This window comes from Xanthomonas sp. DAR 80977, from assembly GCF_041240605.1.
GTDB lineage: Bacteria > Pseudomonadota > Gammaproteobacteria > Xanthomonadales > Xanthomonadaceae > Xanthomonas_A > Xanthomonas_A bundabergensis.
The window spans coordinates 1,617,619-1,641,149 of record NZ_CP162487.1; the positions used below are offsets into that span (position 1 = coordinate 1,617,619).

20 protein-coding genes and 1 riboswitch are annotated in these 23,531 nt (G+C 70.8%); of the genes, 8 read left to right on the forward strand and 12 right to left on the reverse strand.

Annotated elements, in window-relative coordinates:
* Positions 1 to 2 precede the first annotated feature (2 nt).
* Positions 3 to 917 (reverse strand): Hsp33 family molecular chaperone HslO, encoded by a 915-nt coding sequence (locus AB3X10_RS06775; RefSeq protein ID WP_369980169.1) that lies wholly within the window; start codon positions 915 to 917, stop codon positions 3 to 5.
* A 64-nt stretch (positions 918 to 981) separates the two neighbouring features.
* Here AB3X10_RS06775 and mtgA point away from each other — a divergent pair, with 64 nt between their 5' ends.
* The 3 genes from mtgA (at position 982) to AB3X10_RS06790 (ending at position 3,536) form a co-directional block, all read left to right on the forward strand.
* A complete protein-coding gene (gene mtgA, locus AB3X10_RS06780; protein ID WP_369980171.1) occupies positions 982 to 1,722 on the forward strand; it encodes a monofunctional biosynthetic peptidoglycan transglycosylase in 741 nt (246 codons plus the stop codon).
* A 403-nt stretch (positions 1,723 to 2,125) separates the two neighbouring features.
* A complete protein-coding gene (locus tag AB3X10_RS06785; RefSeq protein ID WP_369980173.1) occupies positions 2,126 to 3,148 on the forward strand; it encodes a glycosyltransferase family 2 protein in 1,023 nt (340 codons plus the stop codon).
* Positions 3,108 to 3,536, forward strand: coding sequence for a CBS domain-containing protein (locus AB3X10_RS06790; protein WP_369980175.1), 429 nt, complete (start codon positions 3,108 to 3,110; stop codon positions 3,534 to 3,536). Before AB3X10_RS06785 ends, AB3X10_RS06790 begins: the two co-directional genes overlap by 41 nt.
* A 93-nt stretch (positions 3,537 to 3,629) precedes the next feature.
* Here AB3X10_RS06790 and AB3X10_RS06795 read toward each other — a convergent pair whose 3' ends face one another.
* The 4 genes from AB3X10_RS06795 to AB3X10_RS06810 all read right to left on the reverse strand — a co-directional run bounded on the left by AB3X10_RS06795 (position 3,630) and on the right by AB3X10_RS06810 (position 9,071).
* Positions 3,630 to 5,609: an AsmA family protein gene (locus AB3X10_RS06795; RefSeq protein ID WP_369980177.1), complete on the reverse strand. Its 1,980-nt coding sequence runs from the start codon at positions 5,607 to 5,609 to the stop codon at positions 3,630 to 3,632.
* Between the two features lie 61 nt (positions 5,610 to 5,670).
* Complete coding sequence (gene trhA / locus AB3X10_RS06800; protein ID WP_145702013.1) at positions 5,671 to 6,315, reverse strand: PAQR family membrane homeostasis protein TrhA; 645 nt, start codon at positions 6,313 to 6,315, stop codon at positions 5,671 to 5,673.
* A 118-nt stretch (positions 6,316 to 6,433) separates the two neighbouring features.
* A complete protein-coding gene (locus AB3X10_RS06805) occupies positions 6,434 to 8,038 on the reverse strand; it encodes a peptide chain release factor 3 (RefSeq protein WP_369980178.1) in 1,605 nt (534 codons plus the stop codon).
* Between the two features lie 46 nt (positions 8,039 to 8,084).
* The gene (locus AB3X10_RS06810) at positions 8,085 to 9,071 is read right to left on the reverse strand and encodes a M23 family metallopeptidase (RefSeq protein ID WP_369981694.1); all 987 of its coding nucleotides are present in this window, start codon (positions 9,069 to 9,071) and stop codon (positions 8,085 to 8,087) included.
* Positions 9,072 to 9,257: 186 nt separating this feature from the next.
* Positions 9,258 to 9,376, forward strand: a riboswitch (SAM riboswitch).
* 70 nt (positions 9,377 to 9,446) lie between these two features.
* On the opposite strand from AB3X10_RS06810, the gene metX reads away from it, so the two are divergent.
* From metX to AB3X10_RS06825, 3 genes are read left to right on the forward strand one after another with little or no spacing between them, the layout of a single operon-like run.
* On the forward strand, positions 9,447 to 10,496 hold the full coding sequence (gene metX / locus AB3X10_RS06815; RefSeq protein WP_369980180.1) for a homoserine O-succinyltransferase MetX: 1,050 nt from the start codon (positions 9,447 to 9,449) through the stop codon (positions 10,494 to 10,496).
* Entirely contained in the window at positions 10,493 to 11,710 is a 1,218-nt protein-coding gene (locus AB3X10_RS06820) for an O-succinylhomoserine (thiol)-lyase (RefSeq protein ID WP_369980182.1), read from the forward strand. Before metX ends, AB3X10_RS06820 begins: the two co-directional genes overlap by 4 nt.
* Before the next feature lie 20 nt (positions 11,711 to 11,730).
* Positions 11,731 to 12,795 (forward strand): homoserine dehydrogenase, encoded by a 1,065-nt coding sequence (locus tag AB3X10_RS06825; RefSeq protein ID WP_369981696.1) that lies wholly within the window; start codon positions 11,731 to 11,733, stop codon positions 12,793 to 12,795.
* 22 nt (positions 12,796 to 12,817) lie between these two features.
* On the opposite strand, the gene AB3X10_RS06830 is transcribed toward AB3X10_RS06825, so the two are convergent.
* From AB3X10_RS06830 to AB3X10_RS06840, 3 genes are all read right to left on the reverse strand, one after another.
* A complete protein-coding gene (locus AB3X10_RS06830) occupies positions 12,818 to 13,846 on the reverse strand; it encodes an alpha/beta fold hydrolase (protein ID WP_369980184.1) in 1,029 nt (342 codons plus the stop codon).
* A gap of 69 nt (positions 13,847 to 13,915) precedes the next feature.
* On the reverse strand, positions 13,916 to 16,930 hold the full coding sequence (locus AB3X10_RS06835) for a diguanylate cyclase domain-containing protein (RefSeq protein ID WP_369980186.1): 3,015 nt from the start codon (positions 16,928 to 16,930) through the stop codon (positions 13,916 to 13,918).
* A gap of 285 nt (positions 16,931 to 17,215) precedes the next feature.
* On the reverse strand, positions 17,216 to 18,598 hold the full coding sequence (locus AB3X10_RS06840; protein WP_369980188.1) for an L-serine ammonia-lyase: 1,383 nt from the start codon (positions 18,596 to 18,598) through the stop codon (positions 17,216 to 17,218).
* A gap of 90 nt (positions 18,599 to 18,688) precedes the next feature.
* On the opposite strand from AB3X10_RS06840, the gene AB3X10_RS06845 reads away from it, so the two are divergent.
* Together AB3X10_RS06845 and AB3X10_RS06850 are read left to right on the forward strand one after the other, a co-directional pair.
* Positions 18,689 to 18,916 carry a glutaredoxin family protein gene (locus AB3X10_RS06845; protein WP_369981698.1) on the forward strand — a complete coding sequence of 76 codons (228 nt, stop codon included), beginning with the start codon at positions 18,689 to 18,691 and terminating at the stop codon, positions 18,914 to 18,916.
* A gap of 102 nt (positions 18,917 to 19,018) precedes the next feature.
* The gene (locus tag AB3X10_RS06850) at positions 19,019 to 20,512 is read left to right on the forward strand and encodes a hypothetical protein (protein WP_369980190.1); all 1,494 of its coding nucleotides are present in this window, start codon (positions 19,019 to 19,021) and stop codon (positions 20,510 to 20,512) included.
* A gap of 195 nt (positions 20,513 to 20,707) precedes the next feature.
* Here AB3X10_RS06850 and AB3X10_RS06855 read toward each other — a convergent pair whose 3' ends face one another.
* The 4 genes from AB3X10_RS06855 to AB3X10_RS06870 all read right to left on the reverse strand — a co-directional run bounded on the left by AB3X10_RS06855 (position 20,708) and on the right by AB3X10_RS06870 (position 23,302).
* Entirely contained in the window at positions 20,708 to 21,280 is a 573-nt protein-coding gene (locus tag AB3X10_RS06855; protein WP_369980192.1) for a GNAT family N-acetyltransferase, read from the reverse strand.
* Positions 21,281 to 21,498: 218 nt separating this feature from the next.
* Positions 21,499 to 22,065 (reverse strand): YceI family protein, encoded by a 567-nt coding sequence (locus AB3X10_RS06860; RefSeq protein WP_369980193.1) that lies wholly within the window; start codon positions 22,063 to 22,065, stop codon positions 21,499 to 21,501.
* An 11-nt stretch (positions 22,066 to 22,076) separates the two neighbouring features.
* Positions 22,077 to 22,643, reverse strand: a complete 567-nt coding sequence (locus AB3X10_RS06865; RefSeq protein ID WP_369980194.1) for a cytochrome b — start codon at positions 22,641 to 22,643, stop codon at positions 22,077 to 22,079.
* On the reverse strand, positions 22,640 to 23,302 hold the full coding sequence (locus tag AB3X10_RS06870) for a YceI family protein (protein WP_369980195.1): 663 nt from the start codon (positions 23,300 to 23,302) through the stop codon (positions 22,640 to 22,642). The genes AB3X10_RS06865 and AB3X10_RS06870 overlap by 4 nt, the downstream gene beginning before the upstream one ends.
* Positions 23,303 to 23,531: the final 229 nt, after the last annotated feature.

The following is a 23,531-nucleotide window of genomic DNA, read 5'->3' on the forward strand; positions in this document are numbered from 1 at the left end:
GACTATTGCAAGCGCTCCGAGGGCGCCGGTTCAGCCGGTGTTACAGCGAACAATACGCCGAATTCCGTCAAGGGGAAGTCATAGTGCCGGCCGCAGAACTCGCAGCGTATCTCAACTTGGCCGGTTGCCTCGGCGGCGGCGCGGGCTTCCTCCTCGCCCAGCGAGCGCAACATCGCCGCCACCCGCTCGCGCGAGCAGGAGCAGCCGAAGCGCAGCGGCCTGGTGCCCAGCAGCTCCGGCGCTTCCTCGTGGAACAGCCGGTGCAGCAGGGTCTCGGCCGGCAGCGCCAGCAATTCGGCTTCGCTGACGGTCTCGAACAGGGCGCCGGCACGGTTCCAGCCGTCCTCGTCGCCGGCGTCGCCGGGCAGCTTCTGCAGCAGCAGGCCGGCCGCCTGACGGCCGTCGGCCGCCAGGATCAGGCGGGTCGGCAACTGCTCGGACTGGCGGAAATAGTCTTCGAAGGCCTCGCCCAGTTCGGCCGCCGACAGCGTCACCAGGCTCTGGTAGCGCTGCGGTTGGCGCGGGTCCAGGCCGGGGTTCTCGATGGTGATGGCCAGCAGCGCGCCGGCGCCGAGCGTGCGCAGGTCGCGCGGCGCGTCGCTGCCCTCGGTCAGCTGGACGATGCCGCGCAGGGTACCGGCCGCGGTGCATTCGGCGAACAGGGTGCGCAGCGCGCCCTGGCTGCGCAGTTGCACCGACAGGCGCCCGTCGACCTTGGTGTGGCCGGTGAACAGCGCCGCGGCCACGCAGGCCTCGCCCAGCAACTCGGTGGCCGCGGCCGGATAGCTGGCCGGCGCCAGGATCTCGCGCCAGGCCGACTCCAGGCGCACGTGCACGCCGCGCACGCCGGCGCTGGGCAGCAGGAAGCGGGTCAGGTGATCGTGATCGGAAGAACTCATCGCGGCCTCGCTGCGCATGGGAAGATGGCGACCGCAGGATAGTGGGTCATCTCGAGTGGACAAAGTCGAAGAACGCATAGCAATGGGGGCGCCGCAGGGCGTTGCAAGTGGCGTGGGCGTGCCGCCGCGGCGCAGGCGTTGGCTGCGCTGGTTGCTGGCGGCGCCGCTGCTGTTCGCGCTGGCGAGCATCTCGCAGGTGATCATGCTGCGCTTCGTCGATCCGCCGTTCTCGGCGATGATGCTCGAGCGCCAGCTCGGCGCCTGGGGCGAAGGCGACTGGTCGTTCCGCGTCGCCTACGACTGGCGCGACAGCGCGCGGATCGCGCCGAGCCTGCCGATTTCGCTGGTGGCGGCCGAGGACCAGCGCTTCCCCAGCCACCATGGCTTCGACCTGGAGGCGATCGAGAAGGCGCGCGACCACAATGCGCGCGGCGGCCGCCTGCGCGGCGCCAGCACGATCAGCCAGCAGGTCGCCAAGAACGTGTTCCTGTGGCAGGGCCGCAGTTGGCTGCGCAAGGGGCTGGAGGCCTGGTACACGGTGCTGATCGAGGCGCTGTGGTCGAAGCAGCGGATCCTGGAGGTCTATGCCAACGTCGCCGAGTTCGGCGACGGGGTCTACGGCGCGCAGGCGGCGGCGCGCAGCTTCTGGGGCAAGGATGCGGCGCAGCTGAGTCCGGCGCAGAGCGCGCTGCTGGCGGCGGTGCTGCCGGCGCCGCAGCGCTACGACGCCAGGCGCCCGGGGCCGTACGTGCAGCGTCGCGCCAACTGGATCCAGCGGCAGACCCGGCAACTGGGCGGACCGGCCTATCTGCAGGCGCCCTGAAAACAGGCGCCCTGAAAACATTTGAGCCATGGCGCGTGCGACGTTGGCCGCTTTTGCGGATGTGCGTAGCGACGTGAGCGCCTGGCACCAGCCCATGGGCCTGCCTGAGCCGTCCGTGCGCAAGGCGGACACTGTCTGCCGGGAAGTGGTCGAGGGTTTCGGCATGGCGCTGCGGCGGCGCTGCGTTTTGGCCCCTCTCCCATCGGGAGAGGGGTTGGGGCGAGGGTGCGGCCGTCCATGAACCAGGGTGTTCGGCGGCAGACGTACCCTCATCCGCCCCGTCGGGGCACCTTCCCCCGAAAAGGGACCCATGCTCCCGGTGGGAGCAGGGAGTGACTGCGGATTCTCGTCAGGTGCTGCCCCGCCGCTGGTGAACGCGCAGGCGGCTCCGTACCATCCGTGCATGGAACCCGAGCGCCTGACCGTCGTCGTCACCGCCTTCAACGAGGCGCAGACCCTGCCGTTGCTGCATCCGCGCATCCTTGCCGCGCTCGATGGCGTGGACGGCCTGGAGGGGCGGGTGCTGTACGTGGACGACGGCAGCCGCGACGCGACCTGGGAGGTGATCCTGGCGCTGGCCGCGGCCGATCCGCGGGTCGGGGCGCTGCGCCTGTCGCGCAATTTCGGCAAGGAGCTGGCGCTGACCGCGGGCCTGGATTTCGTCGAGCATGGCGCGGCGATGCTGCTGGACGCCGACGGCCAGGATCCGCCGGAGCTGATCGCGCAGTTCGTCGCGCACTGGCGCGCCGGCTACGACGACATCTACGGCACCCGCATCGCCCGCGATGGCGAGAGCTGGCTCAAGCGCGGCACCGCGTCGCTGTTCTACCGGGTGATCGGGCGCCTGTCGAAGACCCCGATCCCGGCCGACACCGGCGATTTCCGCCTGTTGTCGCCGCGCGCGCTGGCGGCGCTGGCGCAGTTGCGCGAGCGCCACCGGTTCATGAAGGGCCTGTTCGGCTGGGTCGGTTTCCGCCAGCTGGCGTTGCCGTACCGGCGTGCGCCGCGCCTGGCCGGGCGCAGCAAGTTCGGCCTGTGGCGGCTGTGGAACTTCGCGCTGGAAGGCATCACCGGCTTTTCCACCGCGCCGCTGCGGGTGGCGACCTATCTGGGCCTGCTGACCGCGGCCGGCGCGTTCCTGTTCGGCACCTGGATCGTGGTCAAGGCGGCGCTGTGGGGCGATCCGGTCGCCGGCTGGCCGACGATGATGGCGGTGATCCTGTTCCTGGGCGGCGCGCAGCTGATCGCGCTGGGCCTGATCGGCGAATACCTGGGCCGGCTGTACGAGGAATCCAAGCAGCGGCCGCTGTATCTGGTCGATACCTGGCGCGCACCGGCCGGAGGAGTATCCTCGGCCGTGCGATCCAGCGAACCGGGAGGCAGCGATGCGTACGGTACGACAGTTGTTGGGCGACAAGGGCGGTGAGATCCACGCGGTGTCGCCGGATGCGGCGGTGGTCGATGCGCTGCGGCTGATGGCCGACAAGGGCATCGGCGCGGTCCTGGTGATGCAGGACGGGCGTCTGGCCGGGATCCTTTCCGAGCGCGACTACGCGCGCAAGGTGGTGCTGCAGGACCGCTCCTCGGCGACCACGCCGGTGCGCGACATCATGAGCGCGAAGGTCTATACGGTGGACCCGTCGCAGAGCGTGCAGCAATGCATGGAACTGATGACCGGCCAGCGCATCCGCCACCTGCCGGTGGTGCAGGCCGGCGCGGTGGTCGGAGTGATCTCGATCGGCGACCTGGTCAAGGCGGTGATCGAGGAACAGCAGCAGGAACTGGATCAGTTGCAGCGGTATATCAGTAGCTGACGCGGGATTGGGGATTCGGGATTGGTAAAAGTCAAAAGCGCATCAGCCCGCTTTTGCTTCTACGAATCCCCAATCCCGAATCCCCAATCCCGGCTACTTGGCATAATGCCCGCCGCAATCGGCGTCCTTGCCCGGGCCGGTTTCCAGCGTCGCCAGCAAGGCGGCAGGCGGGGCGATGCTGCCCAGCGCCAGGGCGATCGCGCCGCGCATGCCCAGGGCCTTGAAGTCGGGGCGGAAGCTCGGGTCCTTGAAGGTGCCGCCGACGCGCAGCGGCGAGCGCAGCGACAGGATGCTGCGGTCCTTCGGGCGCGCCTTCAGCAGCAGGTCCAGTTTCTCTTCGCCGAGGTCGATGTTGCCGCTGCCGACGAGCAGCGTGTCGGTGCTGTCGAAGGCCAGCGCGCGCACGTCCATCACCCCGTCCCTGACCGCGAAATCGCCGAACGCGCAGCGCACCGGAATCTCGCGGTCCTTGGTGACCAGGAACTTCAGCGATTCGGCGATGTCCAGTCCGGCCAGTTCCATGATCAGGTTGCTGATATGGCCCTTGCCCATGCCGATGGCGACGCTGCCGTCGGCGCTGCCGAGCATCTGCGCGATCGAGTTGCCGGTGCCGGCGAGCGCGATCTCGCCGCCGATCGCGCCGGAGGCTTCCTTGGCCAGTTGCCCGTCGGGGAACAGCTTGCCCAGTTGCATGCCGCGCACCGAGATCTGCGCGCGGGTGGCGATGGTCGGCTTGCGCGCATCCATGCGGATGTCCGAACGGATGTTGCCGCCGGCCACGCCGAAGTCGAGCGGCTGCAGCAGCAGCACGCCGTCGTTGAGCTTCAGGTGCGCATCCATGTCGTCCAGCGGCAGTGTCTGCGCGTTGATACGCTGCGCCTTCCAGCGCACGTCGGCATCCATCGCGCGCAGCTTGCCGAGGTTGTACGGCGTGTCCGGCAGCACCTTGGCGTCGGCGGCGAGCTTGGCGGCCTGCGCCTTCTGCTCGCTGTTGGCGGTCTCGCCGGCGCCGGTGCGCGGCGGTGCGCCGACGAAGCCGGCCAGGTCGTCGAAGTCCAGGCGCCGCGAGCGCAGGTCCGCGCGCAGGAACGGACGCTGCCCGGCGGTGTCGATCTGCACGCTGCCGGCCAGGTCGCTGTCGCCGGCGCGGCCGCTGAAATCCTCGTAGCGCCAGATCTCGCCGTTGCGCTTGAGCCGGCCGTCCAGTTGGTAGGGCGGCGTGGACGGAATGGCGATGCCCAGCAGCGGGTACAGGTGCGCCATGTCGGTGCCGGCCAGGCTCAGCTGCAGGTCGAACACGCGCAGCTGGAACGGATTGGTCAGGGTGCCGCGCATGTGCGCGCGGGTGCTGCCGGCGCTGCCGCGCAGGTCGATCTTGAACGGATGGTCGCTCTCGCTCAGTTCCAGCGGCGAGGCGGTGCTGCCCTTGAGCGTGAACGGGTTGCCGCGCCAGCGCCCGTCGCCGGCGACCGCGATCGGCGGCGCGGCGTCGCTGCGGCTGCGTTGCGAGGTCAGGCTGTCGACGCTGACGTCGATGTCGGTGCGGCCGGGGAGGTCCTGGAACTTCAAGCGGCCCTGCTGCACCAGCAGGCGGCCCAGGATCACCTGCATGCCGCCGTCGCTGCTACCGAAGCTCCAGTTGCCGGGTTGCCCGTCCGGCCCGGTCTCGAGCAGCAGGTTCGGCTGGGTCAGGCGGATCTCGGGGATGCGCACCTTGCCGCGCAGCAGCGGCCAGATCGACAGATCGATCTCGGCGCGTTGCGCGCTGGCCATCTGCGCTTGCTTCGACCAGCCTGCATTGGCGAAGCGCAGGCCGTCGCCGCGGATCGTGGTGGTGCCGCCGAGGTCGACGTCGAGGTCGCCGTCGATATGGAATTCGCGGCCGGTCCTGCTCTGCACTGCGCGTTCCACCGGTCCTTTGAACCAGTTCCAGTCGAACACCAGGATCACGATCAGCAGGATCAGCACCAGCCCGCCGCGTACGAACGGCCAACGCCGCAGGCGGCCGTCGCTGCGGCGCCAGGGCCAGGAGCGGCGCCGGTCGCGCGATGCAGAAGTGGGTTCGCGATGCATCCGTGCATACTAGGCGGCGTGCGTGCACGGGGTGCGAAAGCGCGGGCCGCGCGAGGTTTCGCTAGAGCACTTGCCCGGTCACCGCGACGAAGTGGCAGACGCTGCCGCCGAGCACGAACAGGTGCCAGATCGCGTGGAAGTAGCGCACCGTGTCGCGCTGGTAGAAGTAGGTGCCCAAGGTGTAGAACAGGCCGCCGGCCAGCAGCCAGCACAGGGTGCGCACATCGACCGAGCGCAGCAGCGGTTCGATCGCCACCACGATCAGCCAGCCCATCGCCAGGTACAGGATCGTCGACAGCAGCCGGAAGCGGCCGGTGAAGAACAGCTTGAAGATCACCCCGGCCAGGGCGATGGTCCAGATCGCCGCGAACAGGCCCCAGCCCCAGGGGCCGCGCAGGCCGATCAGGGTGAACGGCGTGTAGGTGCCGGCGATCAGCACGTAGATCGCGCAATGGTCCAGCACCTGCAGCCGCGCCTTGGCGCCGGGGTGCGGGATGGCGTGGTACAGCGTGGAAGCGGTGTACAACAGCAGCAGGGCGACCCCGAACACGATCGCGCCGGCCAGCTGCCAGCCGTCGCCGTAGATCGCGGCGAGGGTGATCAGCACCGAGCTGCCGGCCAGGGCGGCGATCGCCCCCAGGCCGTGGGTCAGGGCGCTGGCCAGCTCATCGCGCCAGTCCGCAGAAGGCGGCGCGTCTGCGTGCATGGGCGAGGACGGCGGATCTGCTTGCATGGCCGGAGACGGTACCCCAATTGCGAGCGGTTCGCATCCGTTGCGGCGCAGCAATTCGCGCGCGGTTCACGCCCGCGCGCCTCGTCGGGGCCTAGTCCAGCGCGACGCTGTGCGCGTGCTCGCGGGTCGCGGCGAAGCGCACGTCCGGCGCGCGTTCCTGCGCCAGCTGCAGATTGACCCGGGTCGGCGCCAGGTAGACCAGTTCGCCGGCCGCGTCGATGCCCAGGTTCATCGCGTTCTTCTCGCGGAACTCCTCCAGCTTCTTCGGGTTGTCGCAATGCACCCAGCGCGCGGTGACCACGCCGACCGGTTCGAAGCTGGCGTCCACGCCGTATTCGTCCTTGAGCCGGTAGGCGACCACGTCGAACTGCAGGGTGCCGACCGCGCCCAGGATCAGGTCGTTGCTCATCAGCGGGCGGAAGAACTGGGTGGCGCCTTCCTCGGACAGCTGCGCCAGGCCCTTCTGCAGCTGCTTGAGCTTGAGCGGGTCGCGCAGCCGCGCGCGGCGGAACAGTTCCGGGGCGAAGTTGGGGATGCCGGTGAACGACAGCGCCTCGCCTTCGGTGAAGGTGTCGCCGATGGAGATGGTGCCGTGGTTGTGGATGCCGATGACGTCGCCGGGGTAGGCCTCGGCGGCGATCTCGCGGTCGCTGGCCATGAAGGTCAGCGCGTTGGCCAGCTTGGTGTCCTTGCCGGTGCGCACGTGCAGGGTCTTCATGCCGGCGCTGAAGCGGCCGGAGCAGATGCGCATGAACGCGACCCGGTCGCGGTGCTGCGGGTCCATGTTGGCCTGGATCTTGAACACGAAGCCGGTCAGCTTCTCCTCGGTCGGCTGCACCGGGCGGCCGGTGGTGGCGTGCGCCTGCGGCGGCGGCGCGTGCTCGGCGAAGAAGTCCAGCAGCGGCTGCACGCCGAAGTTGTTGACGCCGGAGCCGAAGAACACCGGGGTCTGCTTGCCGGCGCGGTAGGCGTCCAGGTCGAACGGATGGCTGGCGCCCTGCACCAGTTCCAGCTCGTCGCGCAGTTCGGCCAGCATCTGCTCGCCGATGCGCTCGGCCAGGCCGGGCGCGTCCAGCGACGGGAAGATGGTCGAGTCCTGGCGGGTGAAGTTGCGGCCCTGCTCGTACAGGTGCACTTCGCCGCTGATCAGGTGCACCACGCCCTTCAGGCGCTGGCCCATGCCGATCGGCCAGGTCACCGGCGCGCACTGGATGCCGAGCACGGTCTCCACTTCGTCGAGCAGGTCGATCGGGTCCTTGCCTTCGCGGTCGAGCTTGTTGATGAAGGTCATGATCGGCGTGTCGCGCAGCCGGCACACTTCCATCAGCTTGATGGTGCGCTCTTCCACGCCCTTGGCCACGTCGATCACCATCAGCGCCGAGTCCACCGCGGTCAGCACGCGGTAGGTGTCCTCGCCGAAGTCGGCGTGGCCGGGGGTGTCGAGCAGGTTGATGATCTTGCCTTCGTACGGGAACTGCATCACCGACGAGGTCACCGAGATGCCGCGCTCCTTCTCCAGCGCCATCCAGTCGGCGGTGGCGTGGCGCGCGGCCTTGCGGCCCTTGACCGAACCGGCCATCTGGATCGCGCCGCCGAACAGCAGCAGCTTTTCGGTCAGCGTGGTCTTGCCGGCGTCGGGGTGGGAAATGATGGCGAAGGTGCGGCGGCGCGCAGCTTCCTGGGCAACATCGGACATGGCAACGGCGCCCACTGGGCGATCACGGCTACAGGGAAGGGCGGAATTATAGCGCCGCGGCGCCGGCCACGGGTTGCGCGGCGTCCGTGGCGTCCTCGCCGCGCGGCAGCTTGAGCTCGCCGAGCGCGCCGGCCATGCGGAACGGGATCGACTCCAGGCGCATGCCGCGGTTGACCTGCACCGCGAAGTGCAGGTGCGGCGCGGTGCTCAGGCCGGTGTTGCCGGACAGCGCCAGCCGTTGCCCGGCGGCGACGCGCTGGCCCGGCCGCACCGCCACGCCGTGCGGGGCCAGGTGCGCGTACAGCGCCATGCTGCCGTCGGCGTGCAGGATGCGCACGAAGTTGGCGCGGCCGCCGAAGGTCTCGCGGTCCAGCCCGGCCTCGGCGAAGCCCGCTTCGACCTGCATCACCGTGCCGTCGCGCGCGGCCAGCACCGGCGTGCCTTCGGCCAGGGCGAAATCCAGCGCGTAGTAGTTCGGCGCGTCCTGGTGGCTGAAGCGGCCGCCCACACCCTGGTCCACGCGCACCGGGGCGGCATCGAACGGCAGCCGGTACAGCGCGTCCTGCGGCTTGGCCGCGGGGTCGCCGGGCACCGCGTCCAGGACCAGGTCGAACGGGCTGGCGTAGCGCGGGTCGCTGGCGTACAGCCGCGACAGCAGCGCGCTGCCGCGGGCGGGCAGCACCGCGCGCAGCGGCAGCGCCGGGACCGCGGCGAGGTTGTCGGCGCGGCGGAAGCGCAACTGCACCTGCAGCGGCCCGTCCAGGCGGTTGTCGGCCCAGGCCTGCTGGCGCGGGGCCTGGCCATCCACGCGCAGGTAGGCCAGCGGCAGCTCGGCGGTCGCCGGGCGCGGTGCCGGCGCGGGCGCGGGCGGTGCATCGCGCTGTGGGTCCACGGCATGGTCGCCGTAGTGGGCGACGCCGTTGGCGTCCTTCCAGGCATACCGCGTGGCCGCCGCGCCGGCGCCGGACGCCAGGCCCAACCCGCAGGCGGCCAGCAGCAGCCAGCGCGGTGCGGCGCGGGGCCGCTGCCGCAGCGCGGCGGCGGCATGGCGGACAGCGGCGGGGGCCGGGCACTGGCCGGGCATCGGGGCTCCTGGCGCCGGCGTGGGGGAATGCCGGGGGCGGCGCGCAGTATGCGGCAGCGGCGGCCGTGGCTTCCTTATATCGCTCCATCCGAATAAAGAGATTTGACAACGCGAAAAAACGCTGGCATCGTGTCCGCACCATCGAGACCGGCGGAGGGACAGGCCCTTTGATGCCGGGGCAGCCAGCGGACGCGCAAGCGACCGTGTAGGTGCCAAATCCTGCGGGGACCACCGCGTCCGCCGAAAGATGGTTCGATCCGTGCCTTCCGCACGTCGAACGCGAGCTCCGCGAAGCTCGATGGCCGTTCCTCCCCGGATATCGCCATGAGCCTCGTGAATACGCCAAACCGCCCCCTTGCTGTGAATGTGCCGCTCGATCGCCTTGCCGCCGCCGTCGCGCCGGCCGCCGATGGCGTGATCGCGATGCGTGGCGAGGTGGCGGTGGCGCTGCCGCTGCGCCATGCCGGCGTGCAGCTGCTGCGCCTGCGCTACGAACTGAGCGGCCCGGCGGAGGCGCCGGTGGTGTTCGTCGCCGGCGGCATCTCCGCGCATCGCCATCTCGCCGCCAACGCCAGTTTCCCGGACAAGGGCTGGGCCGAAGGCCTGGTCGGGCCGGGCCGGGCGCTGGACCCGGGCCAGCGGCGGCTGCTGGCGTTCGACTTCGTCGGCGCCGACGGCAGCCTGGACGCGCCGATCGACAGCGCCGACCAGGCCGATGCCATCGCCGCGCTGCTGGATGCGCTGGGCATCGCCCAGTTGCACGGCTTCGTCGGCTACTCCTATGGCGCGCTGGTCGGCCTGCAGCTGGCGGTGCGGCATCCGCAGCGCTTGCAGAAGCTGGTCGCGGTCAGCGGCGCGCACCGCGCGCATCCGTACGCCGCGGCGTGGCGCGCGCTGCAGCGCCGCGCGGTGGCGCTGGGCCAGCTGCAATGCGCCGAGAGCCACGGGCTGTCGCTGGCGCGGCAGTTCGCGATGCTCAGCTATCGCACCCCGGAGGAATTCGGCGAGCGCTTCGACGCGCCGCCGGAAGTGATCAACGGCCGCGTCCGCGTCGCCGCCGAGGACTACCTGGATGCCGCCGGCGCGCAGTACGTGGCGCGCACCCAGGTCAACGCCTACCTGCGCCTGTCCGAATCCATCGACCTGCACCGCATCGACCCGGCTGCCGTCGCCGTGCCCACCGTGGTGGTCGCGGTCGAAGGCGACCGCCTGGTGCCGCTGGCCGACCTGGTCACCCTGGTCGAAGGCCTGGGTCCGCGCGGCAGCCTGCGCGTGCTGCGTTCGCCGTACGGCCACGACGCCTTCCTGAAAGAAACCGACCGCATCGACGCGATCCTCGCCACCGCCCTTCGCCCCACCGGAGCTACCGCATGAGCACTGCCCACGACAACGATCTGCCCTGTAGCGCCGCCACCGCCGCGGTGCGCGCCGGCATCGACCGCGATACCGCCTACGGCGCGGTGACCCCGCCGATCGTGCTGTCGTCGAACTTCAGCTTCGACGGCTTCGGCAACAAGCGCCAGTACGACTACACCCGCAGCGGCAACCCGACCCGCGACCTGCTCGGCGAAGCGCTGGCGGAGCTGGAAGGCGGCGCCGGCGGCGTGATCACCGCCACCGGCATGGGCGCGATCAACCTGGTGCTCAACGCGCTGCTGCAGCCGGGCGACAAGCTGGTGGTGCCGCACGATGCCTACGGCGGCAGCTGGCGCCTGTTCAACGCGCTGGCCAAGAAGGGCCATTTCGAACTGATCACCGCCGACCTGACCGATCCGCGCTCGCTGGCCGAGGCGCTGGCGCAGTCGCCGCAGCTGGTGCTGATCGAGACCCCGTCCAATCCGCTGCTGCGCATCACCGACCTGCGCTTCGTCATCGACGCCACGCACAAGGCCGGCGCGCTGGCGGTGGTCGACAACACCTTCCTGTCGCCGGCGCTGCAGAAGCCGATCGCGTTCGGCGCCGACCTGGTGATCCATTCCACCACCAAGTACGTCAACGGCCACAGCGACGTGGTCGGCGGCGCGGTGATCGCCGCCAGCGCCGAGCTGCACCAGCAACTGGTGTGGTGGGCGAACGCGCTGGGCCTGACCGGTTCGCCGTTCGATGCGTTCCTGACCCTGCGCGGCCTGCGCACGCTGGATGCGCGGCTGCGCGTGCACCAGGAGAACGCGCAGGCGGTGGTGGCGCTGCTCGACGGGCATGCCGCGGTCAACCAGGTCTATTACCCGGGCCTGGCCACGCATCCGGGGCATGCGGTGGCGGCGCGGCAGCAGCAGGGCTTCGGCGCGATGATCAGCTTCGAGCTGGCCGGCGGCGAGGCCGAAGTGCGAGCCTTCGTCGATGGCCTGCGCTATTTCACCCTGGCCGAGTCGCTGGGCGGGGTCGAGAGCCTGGTCGCGCATCCGGCGTCGATGACGCATGCGGCGATGACCGCCGAAGCGCGCGCCAACGCCGGCATCAGCGACGGCCTGCTGCGCCTGTCGGTGGGCATCGAATCCAGCGAGGACCTGATCGCCGACCTGCAGGCGGGCCTGCTGCGCGCGCAGCAGGCCGGCGAGGCGGTGGCGCGCAAACGGGTGGACGCGTGAGCAGCAGCGTCGCCGACGCAATCCCGCCGGCCCAGGCACGGGCGGCCGAGGCGCTGGCGCCGCGGCTTGGCCTGCTCGGCACCGGCACGGTCGGGCGCGCGTTCGTCGCGCGCTACCAGGCGCTGCAGCAGCGCCGCCCGGGCTTGCCGGCGTTCGCCTGGCTGGCCAATTCGCGCACCCTTCAGGAGTGCCGGCGCGCGCCGGAGCAGGCGCTGGGCACGGCCAATGCCGCCGCACGCGGCGCGGGCGGCATCGTGCATCTGCCCGCCGACCTGCGCGGTGGCGACATCGTGGTCGACGCCACCGCCAGCGATGCGGTGGCGCAGCGGCATGCCGAGTGGCTGGCGCGCGGGGTGCACGTGGTCACCGCGAACAAGCTCGGGCAGGGCGCGGCGCTGGACCGCGCCGAACGGATCCATGCCGCGCGGCATGCCGCCGGCACCCATTACGGCGACGGCGCCACGGTCGGCGCCGGCCTGCCGTTGCTGAGCAGCCTGCGCGCGCTGGCCGCCGGCGGCGACCACATCCACGCGGTGGAGGGCGTGCTGTCCGGCTCGCTGGCGTGGCTGCTGCATCGCTACGACGGCAGCCGCGCGTTCTCCGAGTGCGTGCGCGAGGCCGCCGCCGCCGGTTATACCGAACCGGATCCGCGCGAGGACCTGTCCGGCGAGGACGTGCGCCGCAAGCTGCTGATCCTGGCGCGCGCCGCCGGGCTGCCGCTGCGCGCCGAGCAGGTGCAGGTCGATTCGCTGCTGCCGGCGGCCCTGGCCGCGGCGGCGCCGCAGGACGTGGATGCCGCGCTGTCGGCGCTGGATGCGCCGCTGGCGCAACGCCTGGCGCAGGCGCGTGCGAACGGCGCCTGCCTGCGCTTCGTCGGCCGCTTCGATGCGCACGGCGCGTCGGTGGGACTGCGCGAACTGCCGCTGGCGCATCCGCTGGCCAGCGGCGCCGGCACCGACAACCGCGTCGCCATCCACAGTGATCGCTACCTGCAGCAGCCACTGCTGATCCAGGGCCCGGGCGCCGGCGCCGAGGTGACGGCGGCGGCCCTGCTCGACGACGTGCTGCGGATCGCGGTGCGCTGATGCGCGGGCATCCGCTGCGCCGCTACGGCGCAGTGCTCGGTGCGGCCAGCGCCTGCAGCAGCGCGGCGTTGAAGCGCTGCGGCGCTTCGACCTGCGGCGCGTGGCCCAGGTCGGCGAACTCGACCAGTTTCGCGCCGGGAATCGCCGCCGCCGCGCGCTTGCCCAGCGCCGGATAGTCGCCCAGGGTCCTGGCCAGCGCCGGCGGCGCCAGGTCCTTGCCGATCGCGGTGCGGTCGCGCTGGCCGATGAACAGCGTGGTCGGCACGCGCAGTTGCGCGAACTGCTGCACCACCGGCTGGTTGAACACCATGTCCGAGGTCAGCGCCTGGTTCCAGGCCACCTGCGCGTGGCCGGGGCCGGCGTACAGCCCGGCCTGCATCGCCACCCAGCGGTCGTACTCGGGTTTCCACTGCCCGCCGTAGTAGACGGTCTGTTGATACTGCCTGATCGAGGCGGCATCGGTCTTGAGCTCCTTCGCGTACCAGTCGTCGACGCTGCGCCACGGCACGCCGGCGGCCTTCCAGTCCTCCAGCCCGATCGGGTTCACCAGCAGCAACTGGCGCACGTCCTGCGGATACTGCAGGGCGTAGTGCGCGGCGAGCATGCCGCCCATCGAGTGGCCGACGAACGCCGCCTGGGTCACCCCGGCGTGGCGCAGCAAGGCATGGGTATTGGCCGCCAGTTGCGCGAAGGAGAACTGGTAGGCCTGCGGCTTGCTCGACTTGCAGAAGCCGACCTGGTCCGGCGCGATCACCCGGTAGCCTGCGCCGGCGAGCGCGGCGATCGCCGACTCCCAGGTCGCCGCGCAGAAGTTCTTGCCGTGCAGCAGCACGACGGTGCGGCCATTGGGCGTGCCGGTCGGGGCCACGTCCAGATAGGCCATCTGCAGCGACTGGCGTTGCGAGGCGAAGTCGTAGCGGGCGAGCGGATACGGGTAGTCGAAGCCTTCCAGCTGCGCGCCGTAGCGCGGCGCGGGCGCGGGCGTGGCGGCGAGGCAGGGCGGCAGCAGGAGCGCGGCGGCGAGCGCGGCGAGGAGCGAGGATCGGCGCATGCGGGCTGGAGGACGTGCGGGGATGCCGCGACTCTAGCCCGGGCCATGCGGCGGCGGCGTCAACGCGCCTCAGCAGCGCGAGTGCACCAGGCTCAGGCAGGCGTGGTGCTGCATGCGCTCGGCCGGCTCCTGCAGCGCCGCCAGCACCTGCTCGGCCTGGGTGCCGAGCACCGGCCGGTACGCGGCCCAGCCGTTGCGGCCCTTGGCCTTGGCCTGGTACAGCGCGCGGTCGGCCAGGATCAGCAACTGCTCCCAGCCCAGGCGGCTGTCGGGATCGTGCACGAACGGGAATTCGGCCAGGCCGATCGAGCAGGTGACCTGGCTGTGGCGGCCGTGATCGAGCGCGAAGCTGTGCGCGGCGATCGCCCGGCACAGGCGTTCGGCGGCCACGGTCAGGTTCTCGCGCGGCGCCGAGCGCAGCACCAGCAGGAATTCCTCGCCGCCCCAGCGCACCACGTAGTCGCTTTCGCGGGTCAGCCTGACCAGCAGCTGCGCCATCTGCTGCAGCACCGCGTCGCCGGTGTGGTGGCCGCCGCTGTCGTTGATCGACTTGAAATGGTCGATGTCGATCAGCGCGAACAGCATGCCCGAGGACAGCATGTCCTGGTCGTTGGCGGCCATGCGCCGGTACAGCGCGATGTCGCTGGGGATGTGCAGCGACAGGTAGCGGCGGTTGCGCAGCTGGGTCAGGTCGTCGGTGAAGCTGGCTTCCTGCAGGCGCTGGTTGGCCGCCTGCAGCGCCTCGGTGCGCTGCCGCACCTGCCGCTCCAGCGCCTCGCGCTGGCGCTGGTTGACCATCCGCGCCATGCCGATGCCGAGCAGCGCCAGCGCCAGCACGCCCAGCCCCAGCAGCAGCTTGTAGAACAGCGTTTCCTGGAAGCGCAGCCGGATCCGCAGCGGCAGCCGGGCCGGCGCCTGCGCCCAGACGCCGGCGTTGTTGCTGCCGGTGACCTCGAACACGTAGTCGCCGCCGGGCAGGTTGGTATAGCTGGCCACGCGCTGGCGGATGTCGTCCAGGCTGCGCCACTGGGTGTCGTAGCCGACCAGGCGGTAGCGCAGTTCCACGTTCTCCGGCGCCTGGAACGAGGGCGCGGTGAACTCGAAATCCAGGTCGCGCGCCTGCGCCGGCAACGGCGTGTCGCGCAGCGCCTGCGGCGCCATCCAGCGGCCCTGCGCGCGGATCCGCTCCACCACCGGCTGCGGCGCGACCGGGTTCTTGACGATGCCGGCGGTGTCCATGCTCACCACGCCGTCGCGGCTGGGCAGCCAAAGCGTGCCGTTGTCGATGAAGCCCTTGCCGTTGCCGGCGCCGTTGCAGCACAGGCCCTGCACGCCGCCATGGCGCTGGCCGCGCTCGTTGAGCAGCAGTTCGGCCTGCAGCGGCGTGCTCGGTTCCTCGATGCGCTTGAGCAGGCTCGCCAGCGGCATCCGGTACACGCCGCGCAGGCCGGCCACCCACAGGCTGCCGTGGCCGTCGTCGGTGATGAAGAACGCCGCGTTCGCCGGCAGCCCGTCGTGTTCGTCGAATTCGGTCCAGCGCGTGCCGTCGAACACCCACAGCTGTTCCGACAGCGTGCCGACCAGCCACTGTCCGCCGGGCAGTTCGTGCACGGCGGTGATGTCGGCGTCGGCCAGCGCCGAGCCGGGTTCGGCGAGCGGCAACAGGCGCTCGCCGCGCAGTTCGTACAGGCCGGCCTGGGAGCCGATCAGCAGGCGCCCGGCGCGGGTTTCGTGGATCAGGCGGATGCGCGTGTCGCGCAGGCCCTCGCTGCTGCCGTAGCGATGCAGGCGGTTGCCGTCGCTGCGGAACAGGCCGTCGCTGCTGGCGAACCACAGCCGCTGCGCGCGATCGCGGACGATGCCGCTGACCTGCAGTTCGCGCAGCGGCGCCAGTAGCGGCGGCAGCGTGGCGCGCCCGTCGCGGTACAGCACGGCGCCGCGGCGGGTGCCGATCCACAGCTGGCCGGGTTCGGCGAGCAGGGTATAGGGCACGTCGGCGGGCAGTTGCGCGCGGCTCAGGACCTGCTGGTAGCGGCCGGCGCGCAGCCGCGCCAGGCCGCTGCCGGTGCCGACCCACAGCGAGCCGTCGGGATCGCGCGCCAGGGTCCACACCAGCGGGTCGGACAACCCTTCGTAGCTGCTGTAGCGGCGCGTCCAGCCGTTCCACAGGCGGGTCGCGCCCTTCCAGCGGCTGCCCAGCCACAGGTTGCGCTCGCGGTCCTCGAAGACCGCGCTGGCGCCGGCGTCCTGGTCGCTTTCCAGGGATTGCTCGACGATGCCGCCGTCGCGCACGCGCAGCAGATAGCCGGGCAGGCCGACCCACAGGTTGCCGTCGCTGTCCTGGTACAGCGCCTCCACCGAACGCCGGGTCACCGCCGGGTCGCCGGGCAGCCGCTGCCAGCGGCCGTCGCGGCGGAACAGCAGGCCGTCGCGGCTGCCGGCCCACAGCCGCCCCTGCGCATCCAGCAACTGCCGCACCGGCGCCTCGCGCGCGTCCTGCGGCAACGGCAGCGGCTCGCTCTCGCCCTCTTCGAAGCGCAGCACCGCGCCGCGCGTGCCGACCCACAGCTCGCGGCCGCGCGGCAGCAGCGCGTAGGCGCCGTCGGCGACGCGGTGCTGCAGGCGCAGGCTGTCGCCGACCACGGCATAGACGCCATCCTGCGCCGCGACCAGCACCGTGCCGCGCGCGTCGACCGCGATCGCTTCGATGTTCAGCAGCGGCGCCTGCGGATCCTGCGGCAGCAGGTTGGCGAAGCGCCCGTCGCGGTAGCGCGCCAGGCCGCGGTAGGTGCCGATCCACAGGTCGCCGCTGGGGTCCACCTGCAAGGCCTTGATCAACGGGCCGGGCAGGTTGGCCGGGGCGTTCTCGCCGAAGGTGGTCATGCGCACGCCGTCGAAGCGCGCCAGGCCGCCCATCGTGCCGATCCACAGATAGCCCTGCCGGTCCTGCGCGAAGGCCTGCACGCTCAGCTGCGGCAATCCCTGTTCCAGGCCCCAGCGCTGGCGTTCGTAATGGTTGAACTGCTTGTCCGGCTGCAAGGCGGCCGCCGTCGGCGCGAGCGAGGCCCATGCTGCCAGGAGCATGGCCAGCGTCAGCGCACGGGTGCACCAGGAAGCGGGGTGGGACTGCAAGGGCATTCCAGTGCCGGTTCGGTGTCGGCGTATCGTCGAAGACGCTATCGGCGCCGATCCGCCGATCTTTATCCGTACTGCAACAAACGCCTGCGCAGCGGTGGCGATCGCGGTGGCCGCCGCGGCGCGCTTCATCCCGGCGGATTCTGCCTGGGCGGCGCCGGCGCACGCGCACGCGTGTGCGTGCAGCGGCGGCGCGATGGGTTCGGGCATGCAGGACACGCCCGGCGCCTCATCTCAGCACTCGATCACGTTCACCGCCAGCCCGCCGCGGCTGGTTTCCTTGTACTTGTCCTGCATGTCGCGGCCGGTGTCGCGCATGGTCTTGATCACCTTGTCCAGCGAGACCTTGTGCTTGCCGTCGCCGCGCATGGCCATGCGGCTGGCGTTGATCGCCTTCACCGCGCCCATCGCGTTGCGCTCGATGCACGGGATCTGCACCAGCCCGCCGATCGGGTCGCAGGTCAGGCCGAGGTTGTGTTCCATGCCGATCTCGGCGGCGTTCTCGATCTGCCCCGGCTTGCCGCCGAGCGCGGCGACCAGGCCGCCGGCGGCCATCGAGCAGGCCACGCCGACCTCGCCCTGGCAGCCGACCTCGGCGCCGGAGATGGAGGCGTTTTCCTTGTACAGGATGCCGATCGCCGCGGCGGTCAGCAGGAAGTCGAAGATGCGCTGCTCGTCGCTGCCCGGGCAGAACCGATCGAAGTAGTGCAGCACCGCCGGGATGATCCCGGCCGCGCCGTTGGTCGGCGCGGTGACCACGCGGCCGCCGGCGGCGTTCTCCTCGTTGACCGCCAGCGCGTACAGGTTGACCCAGTCCAGCGTGGTCAGCGGATCGCGCATCGCCGCTTCCGGCTTGGACGACAGCTCGCGGTACAGCGCCGGCGCGCGCCGCGACACGTGCAGGCCGCCGGGCAGGGTGCCTTCCTCGCGGATGCCGCGCGCCACGCAGGCCTGCATCGCGTTCCACAGTTCGCGCAGGCCGGCGCGGATCTCGTCCTCGCTGCGCCAGCACTTCTCGTTCTCGAACATCAGCGCGGCGATGCTCAGGCCGCTGCGCGCGGCCTGCGCCAGCAGTTCGTCGCCGCTCCTGAACGGATAGGGCAGCGGGGTTTCGTCGGCGACGATGCGGTCGTCGGCGGCGTCGTCCTGGTTGACCACGAAGCCGCCGCCGACCGAGTAGTAATCGCGCGTGGCGATCACTTCCTCGTCGGCGGCGTAGGCGGTGAAGCGCATGCCGTTGGTGTGGTACGGCAGCTTCTGGCGCTTGTTCATGGCCAGGTCGCGCTTCTCGTCGAAGGCGATGCTGTGCCGGCCCATCAGGTTGATGCGCTTGCTGCTGCGGATGCGCTCCAGCGTGCTGGGAATGATGTCCGGATCGATCAGGTTCGGGCGCTGGCCCTCCAGGCCCAGCAGTACCGCCTTGTCGGTGCCGTGGCCGCGCCCGGTCAGCGCCAGCGAGCCGAACACCTCGGCGCGGATCCGCACCACCTCGCCGAGCCGGCCCGGATCCAGCAGCCAGCGGTGCACGAAGCGCTCGGCCGCACGCATCGGCCCCACGGTATGCGAGGAACTCGGCCCGATGCCGATCTTGAACAGGTCGAAGGTGCTGACAGCCATACGTGCCGGAGAGGTGGAAGGCCAAAGACCGTCTATTCTATGCCTCTGGCCCGCCGCGGACGTCCGCAGCGCAGCATCGGAGCCGCCGCCATCTCCCTGACCCTGTACCAGCGCGACGACTGCCACCTGTGCGACCAGGCGCTGCTGGTCCTGGCGCAGGCGCGCGCGGCCGACCTGGAAAGCGTTTTCATCGATGGCGACCCGGCGCTGGAGGCGCGCTACGGGGAGCGCGTGCCGGTGCTGCGCGACGGCGACGGGCGCGAGCTGGGGTGGCCGTTCGATGCGCGCCGGGTGGCGGACTGGCTGGCGGTCGCCTAGCGCAGCGTTGCGTCGCGGTTGCGCGGCGTCATTTGTCTGTTGAATTGTGCCCGGGGCTGGGGCAGTGTGCCTGCGGGGAGATGCAACGCGCAGGGGAACGCCATGGTCAGGAGCCTATGTCTGCTCTTTGGGTGTTTGCTGGGTGGGGTGGGCGCCTGCCATGCGGCGGGCCAGGCTGCGTCGGCGACGCCGCCCAGTGCGACCGTCACCCGCCAGAACGGCCCGACCAAGGTCACGAGCGAGGCCTATACGCAGCTCCATGCCGCGATGTCGCCGCCGGCGCTGCCGCAGGATCCGAAGCAGAAGAAGAAGTTCTTCGGCATCCTGCTCAAGGCGATGGGCGGCGGCAAGGCCACCCGCGAAATCAACGTCGGCATCCGGGTCAAGATCGGCGCGGTGGCGCTTCCCGAGTATCCGCTGCTCACCTACCGATTCGATCCGGATACCGGAAACCCTTCGGTCGTGACCGATGGCGGCCATTCCTTCCCGCTCAAGCGGCTCGAGGCGAACGAAAAGATCCAGGTCGAAGCGGTGTACCGCGACACCACCTCCGCCCACTACGATACCGGTGCGATCGCAACGGCGGTCACTGCGTTGCTGCCGGGTTCCTCGATCGTCAGCGAAGTCGCCAAGCCGGCGATCCAGCATGTTTTCGAGCTGACCGACGCAACCTGGAACGCCATGTCCAGCCAGGCGACGGATCAGGCGTTCAGGGAAGAACTGTCGCCCTACGCCGCGGATGCCAAGACCATCGTCATCGCCTTGTCCGGGCGCGGTGGGGAGCCGTTCGGCACGGTGACGCTGTCCCTGCGCGCGACTCCCACGCTGCTGCAAACGCCGGTGGACGTGTTCCAGTTCGGCCAGCAGGCCATGGTGCGGGGGCCAGCGGATTCGCCGTCGCGGCTGAACGCCGAACTGGCCGGGGTGAAGCGCAGCTTCACCTCGGTGCTGCGTGCCTTGCCCGATTACACCGAGCTGATCAGGGCGCCATCGGGCACGACATTGCGCAGCTTTTGCCGTGCCGCTCGCGAGGAACTGGTGATGCGCAACGGGCTGACCCTGGTCGACAGCACCTACGTCACCTATGCGGTCATGGCCGAAGCGGGCTTCGCATCGAGCGCCAACCGGCTCGATTGGTTCGACGACTGTTTCGATTCCGGCGAGAGGGCGGTGCTGGCCCAGGCCAATGGCATTGCGCCGCCGCCGGTCGCACAGGCGCCGGCCAGCGTCGTTCCGCCCGAACATCTGTTCGCGTTCGGTTGTTGGATGATGGATGCGGCAGGGCCCGACTGCGCCGACAAGGCGCCAGCCGCCGACGCCACGCTGGCCAAGGTGCTGCAGGACGACGTCGCGCTGGCGATCGACTCGTCCTTTCTTGCGACGGTGTCGCTGCGCGACCCGGCGCATGTGCCGAAGGGGGTCGTGATCAGCATGCTCAAGGGATCGGCCGCCTCCTTCAGCTGCTTCAAGCGCGGCATGCTGGTGAGTTCGCGCGAGGGCAAGCCATTCCGCTTCCAGGCCGAGTACCGGGACGACAGGATCGGCGCGCTCGCGATCTATCCGGTTGCGGAAACCGCGTTGAGTTGCACCAACTAACTAACTGAGCGTGCCGATGGCGGGCGACCCGTCCGCCTTGCGCACGGACGAGCGCAAGGCGGATCCATTGCGGCAATCCGCTGCCGAGCGGCGGCAAGCGGTCGCGTCTGGTCGATCGCGTCGTCGGCCAAGGTCCGGCCGCTCGACCGCGGTGCTGCCGCGCTCAATGCGCCCGTCGTGGCGAGGCTCGCGTGCTCATTCTCCTGCCGTGCGGACGGCCGGCGCGATGGCGTGCCGGTCCTCGCTCGCCGGTGCCGCGGCCGCATGCCATGCGAAGCAGCAGATCACCGTGCCGTCCGCTTCCGTGCGTGCCGGTGCCGGCTGCATGCCGGCCTTGCGCAGCACGCGCAACGACGCCAGGTTCTGCGGATACGCCGTGGCGATCGCGTGCTGCAGGCCCAATTCCTGCCGCGCATACGCCAGCATCGCCCGCGCCGCTTCGGTGGCCAGTCCGCGTCCCCAGTGCGCGCGCATGAAGGCATATTTCAGCTCGGCCTGCACCTGGCCTGCCGGATGCACCAGCCCGCAAAAGCCGAGGATCTGGCCACTGCCGCGCTCCACCAACGCAGACATGCCGTAACCGCGCGCGTGGTAGTTGCGCTCGGACACGGCCACCCATTCCACGCATTGCGCGCGCGTCAGCGGCTCGCCATCGCCGACCCAGCGCATGGCCTCGGCGTCGCCGTAGACCGCGAACAAGGCAGCGACGTCGGACAGGCGCAGGTGGCGCCCGATCAGGCGCGCGGTCCTGAAGAGTTCCTGTTGCATGGCCCGAGTGTGGCATGCGCGGCAGGCGCGCGCGACGTCGCCCGGCCTCGTCGCGACATGCGCGAGCGCACGAAACCGCCGGCCTCGCGGTCATCGGCGATGCCGCCGGCAAGGCATGCGCCTCGCCGCGCCGCGCCCGTCCAGGCACAAAAAAAGCGGCGGACCCGACGAGGGAATCCGCCGCCCAGTGGCCGCCTGCCGCGACGGCCTGTGGCGAATCACTTCGCCTTGAACACGACCTTGGTGCTGATCGCGGTTTCGTTGGGGATGGTCTTGGTGTCGGCCCAGTCGCCGCCGCCGACGCCGAAGTCCAGGCGCTTGACGGTGGCCCTGCCGGCCAGCACCGGCTGTGCGCCGGGGGTCCAGGTGAAGGTCAGGGTCACCGGCTTGGACACGCCGCGCAGTTCCAGGGTGCCGTCGGCAGCGTACTGGTTGTTGCCCAGCGAACGGAACTTGTCGGCGCGGTAGTGGGCGGTGGCGAACTTGGCGACATCGAAGAAATCCGCGCCCTGCAGGGTGGAGTCGCGGTCGGCATTGCCGCTCTTGGCGCCGGCCAGCGGGATCGCCACGTCGAGCTTGGCGCCGGCCAGGTTGGCCGGGTCGAAGCTGAGCTTGGTGTCGAAGCCGGGGAACTGGCCGGTGAACACTTCGCCGTCGTACTTGCTGGCGAACACCAGGCTCGAGCCCGGCGCCTGCACGTAGTCGGCGGCGAAGGCGGGGGCGGCGGCGAGCATCGCCACCAGGCTGGCGGCGACGGCGGCGGGGGAGGCGAAACGGGACGACATGGTGGAACTCCTCAGGACTTGGGGGTCAGCCAGCCGCGCGGCAACATCCGCGCCAGGGTGGCATCGCGTTGGAACAGGTGGTGGTAGAAGGCGGCGCCGGCATGCGCCAGCACCACCGCGATCAGGATCCAGAAGCCCCATTCGTGGGTGGCGTGCGACAGGTCGCGCAGCTGTTCGTTCGGGGCGCTGAGCTTGGGCACGGCGACCAGGCCGAACCAGCGGAACGGACGCAGGCCGCTGCTGGAGTCGTACAGCCAGCCGGACAGCGGCATGGCGAAGATCAGCACGTACAGCAGCGCATGGGTGGCGCTGGCGATGCGTTCCTGCCAGCCCGGCGTGCCCGGCACCGGCTTGGGCGCGCCGGCGTACAGGCGCCAGCCCAGGCGTGCGATCACCAGCGCCAGCACGGTCAGGCCGAGCGACTTGTGCGCGGTGTAGACCCAGAAGTACTTGGGCGTCTTCGGCAATTCGCCCATGGTCAGCCCGACCACGCCCAGCAACAGGATCAGCGCGGCGATCAGCCAATGCAGGGTCTGGCTGACGCCGCCCCAACGGTCGGCGGTGTTCTTGGCGGTCATGGCGTGGGTTCCTGGCTGGGGCTGGGCGATGGGGTGGGGGTGTCGGCGGCGGGCGTGGCCGCTGGCGCCGGGTCGGTGTCGGCGCGGCCCTCGCGGGTGGCTTCGGCCTCGATGCGCAGTTCGACGGTGCCGCCGATCACCGACGGCCAGGCGGCGATGCCGAAGTCGGCGCGCTGCAGCGTGGTGGTGGCGGAGAACCCCACGGTGCGGCGGAACGGCGGCAGCGGATGCCGCTTCAACGCGTTGAGGGTCACGTCCAGCGCGATCTCGCGGCTGACCCCGTGCAGGGTCAGCGTGCCGAACACCTTGGCGTGGGTGGCGTCGACCGGTTCGATCCGGGTGGAGACGAAGTGCGCCTCGGGAAAATGCTCGCCGTCGACCAGGTTGCGCGCCAGCGCGGCGCGGTTCCACTTGTCGTCGCCCAGGTCCAGCCGCTGCAGCGGCACCCGCGCGTCCAGCCGCGCGCTGCGCCAGTCGTCGGGGTCGAACAGCAGGCTGCCGGTGCTGCCGGACACGGTGCCCAGCGCCTTGGAGAAGCCGGCGTGCTCGATCGCGAACAGCACGCGGGTGTGCACCGGGTCCAGCGCGTACTGCGCCGGGGCCGCCAGCGCGGCGGTGGGCAGGGTCAGCAGCAGGGCGATGAGGCAGCGCTGGAACATGGGCGGGCCAGGCAACGGGAGTAGCCGGGATTCTAGGCGCAGTCCGCGCCGCCTGCGCCGCTGCCTGCTGCAATGGTTCGTTGCGTCCCGCGGCGGGTGGGCTTTTGCGGCCCCCCGCGGTATAAGAACGCTGCCGCATGCAGGCGGCACGGAGCGGCCGCGTGTGGGCGGCCGGCCCCGGCAGTGCGCCGGTGTTCATCCGCCGTCGATCGTTCACTGCCGTTGGAGC

Bases quoted from the DNA above. Each gene is read 5' to 3' on its own strand.
- AB3X10_RS06775 (WP_369980169.1), bottom strand. From the start codon at position 917: ATGCGCAGCGAGGCCGCGATGAGTTCTTCCGATCACGATCACCTGACC.
- mtgA (WP_369980171.1), top strand. From the start codon at position 982: ATGGGGGCGCCGCAGGGCGTTGCAAGTGGCGTGGGCGTGCCGCCGCGG.
- AB3X10_RS06785 (WP_369980173.1), top strand. From the start codon at position 2,126: ATGGAACCCGAGCGCCTGACCGTCGTCGTCACCGCCTTCAACGAGGCG.
- AB3X10_RS06790 (WP_369980175.1), top strand. From the start codon at position 3,108: ATGCGTACGGTACGACAGTTGTTGGGCGACAAGGGCGGTGAGATCCAC.
- AB3X10_RS06795 (WP_369980177.1), bottom strand. From the start codon at position 5,609: ATGCATCGCGAACCCACTTCTGCATCGCGCGACCGGCGCCGCTCCTGG.
- trhA (WP_145702013.1), bottom strand. From the start codon at position 6,315: ATGCACGCAGACGCGCCGCCTTCTGCGGACTGGCGCGATGAGCTGGCC.
- AB3X10_RS06805 (WP_369980178.1), bottom strand. From the start codon at position 8,038: ATGTCCGATGTTGCCCAGGAAGCTGCGCGCCGCCGCACCTTCGCCATC.
- metX (WP_369980180.1), top strand. From the start codon at position 9,447: ATGAGCCTCGTGAATACGCCAAACCGCCCCCTTGCTGTGAATGTGCCG.
- AB3X10_RS06820 (WP_369980182.1), top strand. From the start codon at position 10,493: ATGAGCACTGCCCACGACAACGATCTGCCCTGTAGCGCCGCCACCGCC.
- AB3X10_RS06830 (WP_369980184.1), bottom strand. From the start codon at position 13,846: ATGCGCCGATCCTCGCTCCTCGCCGCGCTCGCCGCCGCGCTCCTGCTG.
- AB3X10_RS06835 (WP_369980186.1), bottom strand. From the start codon at position 16,930: ATGCTCCTGGCAGCATGGGCCTCGCTCGCGCCGACGGCGGCCGCCTTG.
- AB3X10_RS06840 (WP_369980188.1), bottom strand. From the start codon at position 18,598: ATGGCTGTCAGCACCTTCGACCTGTTCAAGATCGGCATCGGGCCGAGT.
- AB3X10_RS06850 (WP_369980190.1), top strand. From the start codon at position 19,019: ATGGTCAGGAGCCTATGTCTGCTCTTTGGGTGTTTGCTGGGTGGGGTG.
- AB3X10_RS06855 (WP_369980192.1), bottom strand. From the start codon at position 21,280: ATGCAACAGGAACTCTTCAGGACCGCGCGCCTGATCGGGCGCCACCTG.
- AB3X10_RS06860 (WP_369980193.1), bottom strand. From the start codon at position 22,065: ATGTCGTCCCGTTTCGCCTCCCCCGCCGCCGTCGCCGCCAGCCTGGTG.
- AB3X10_RS06865 (WP_369980194.1), bottom strand. From the start codon at position 22,643: ATGACCGCCAAGAACACCGCCGACCGTTGGGGCGGCGTCAGCCAGACC.
- AB3X10_RS06870 (WP_369980195.1), bottom strand. From the start codon at position 23,302: ATGTTCCAGCGCTGCCTCATCGCCCTGCTGCTGACCCTGCCCACCGCC.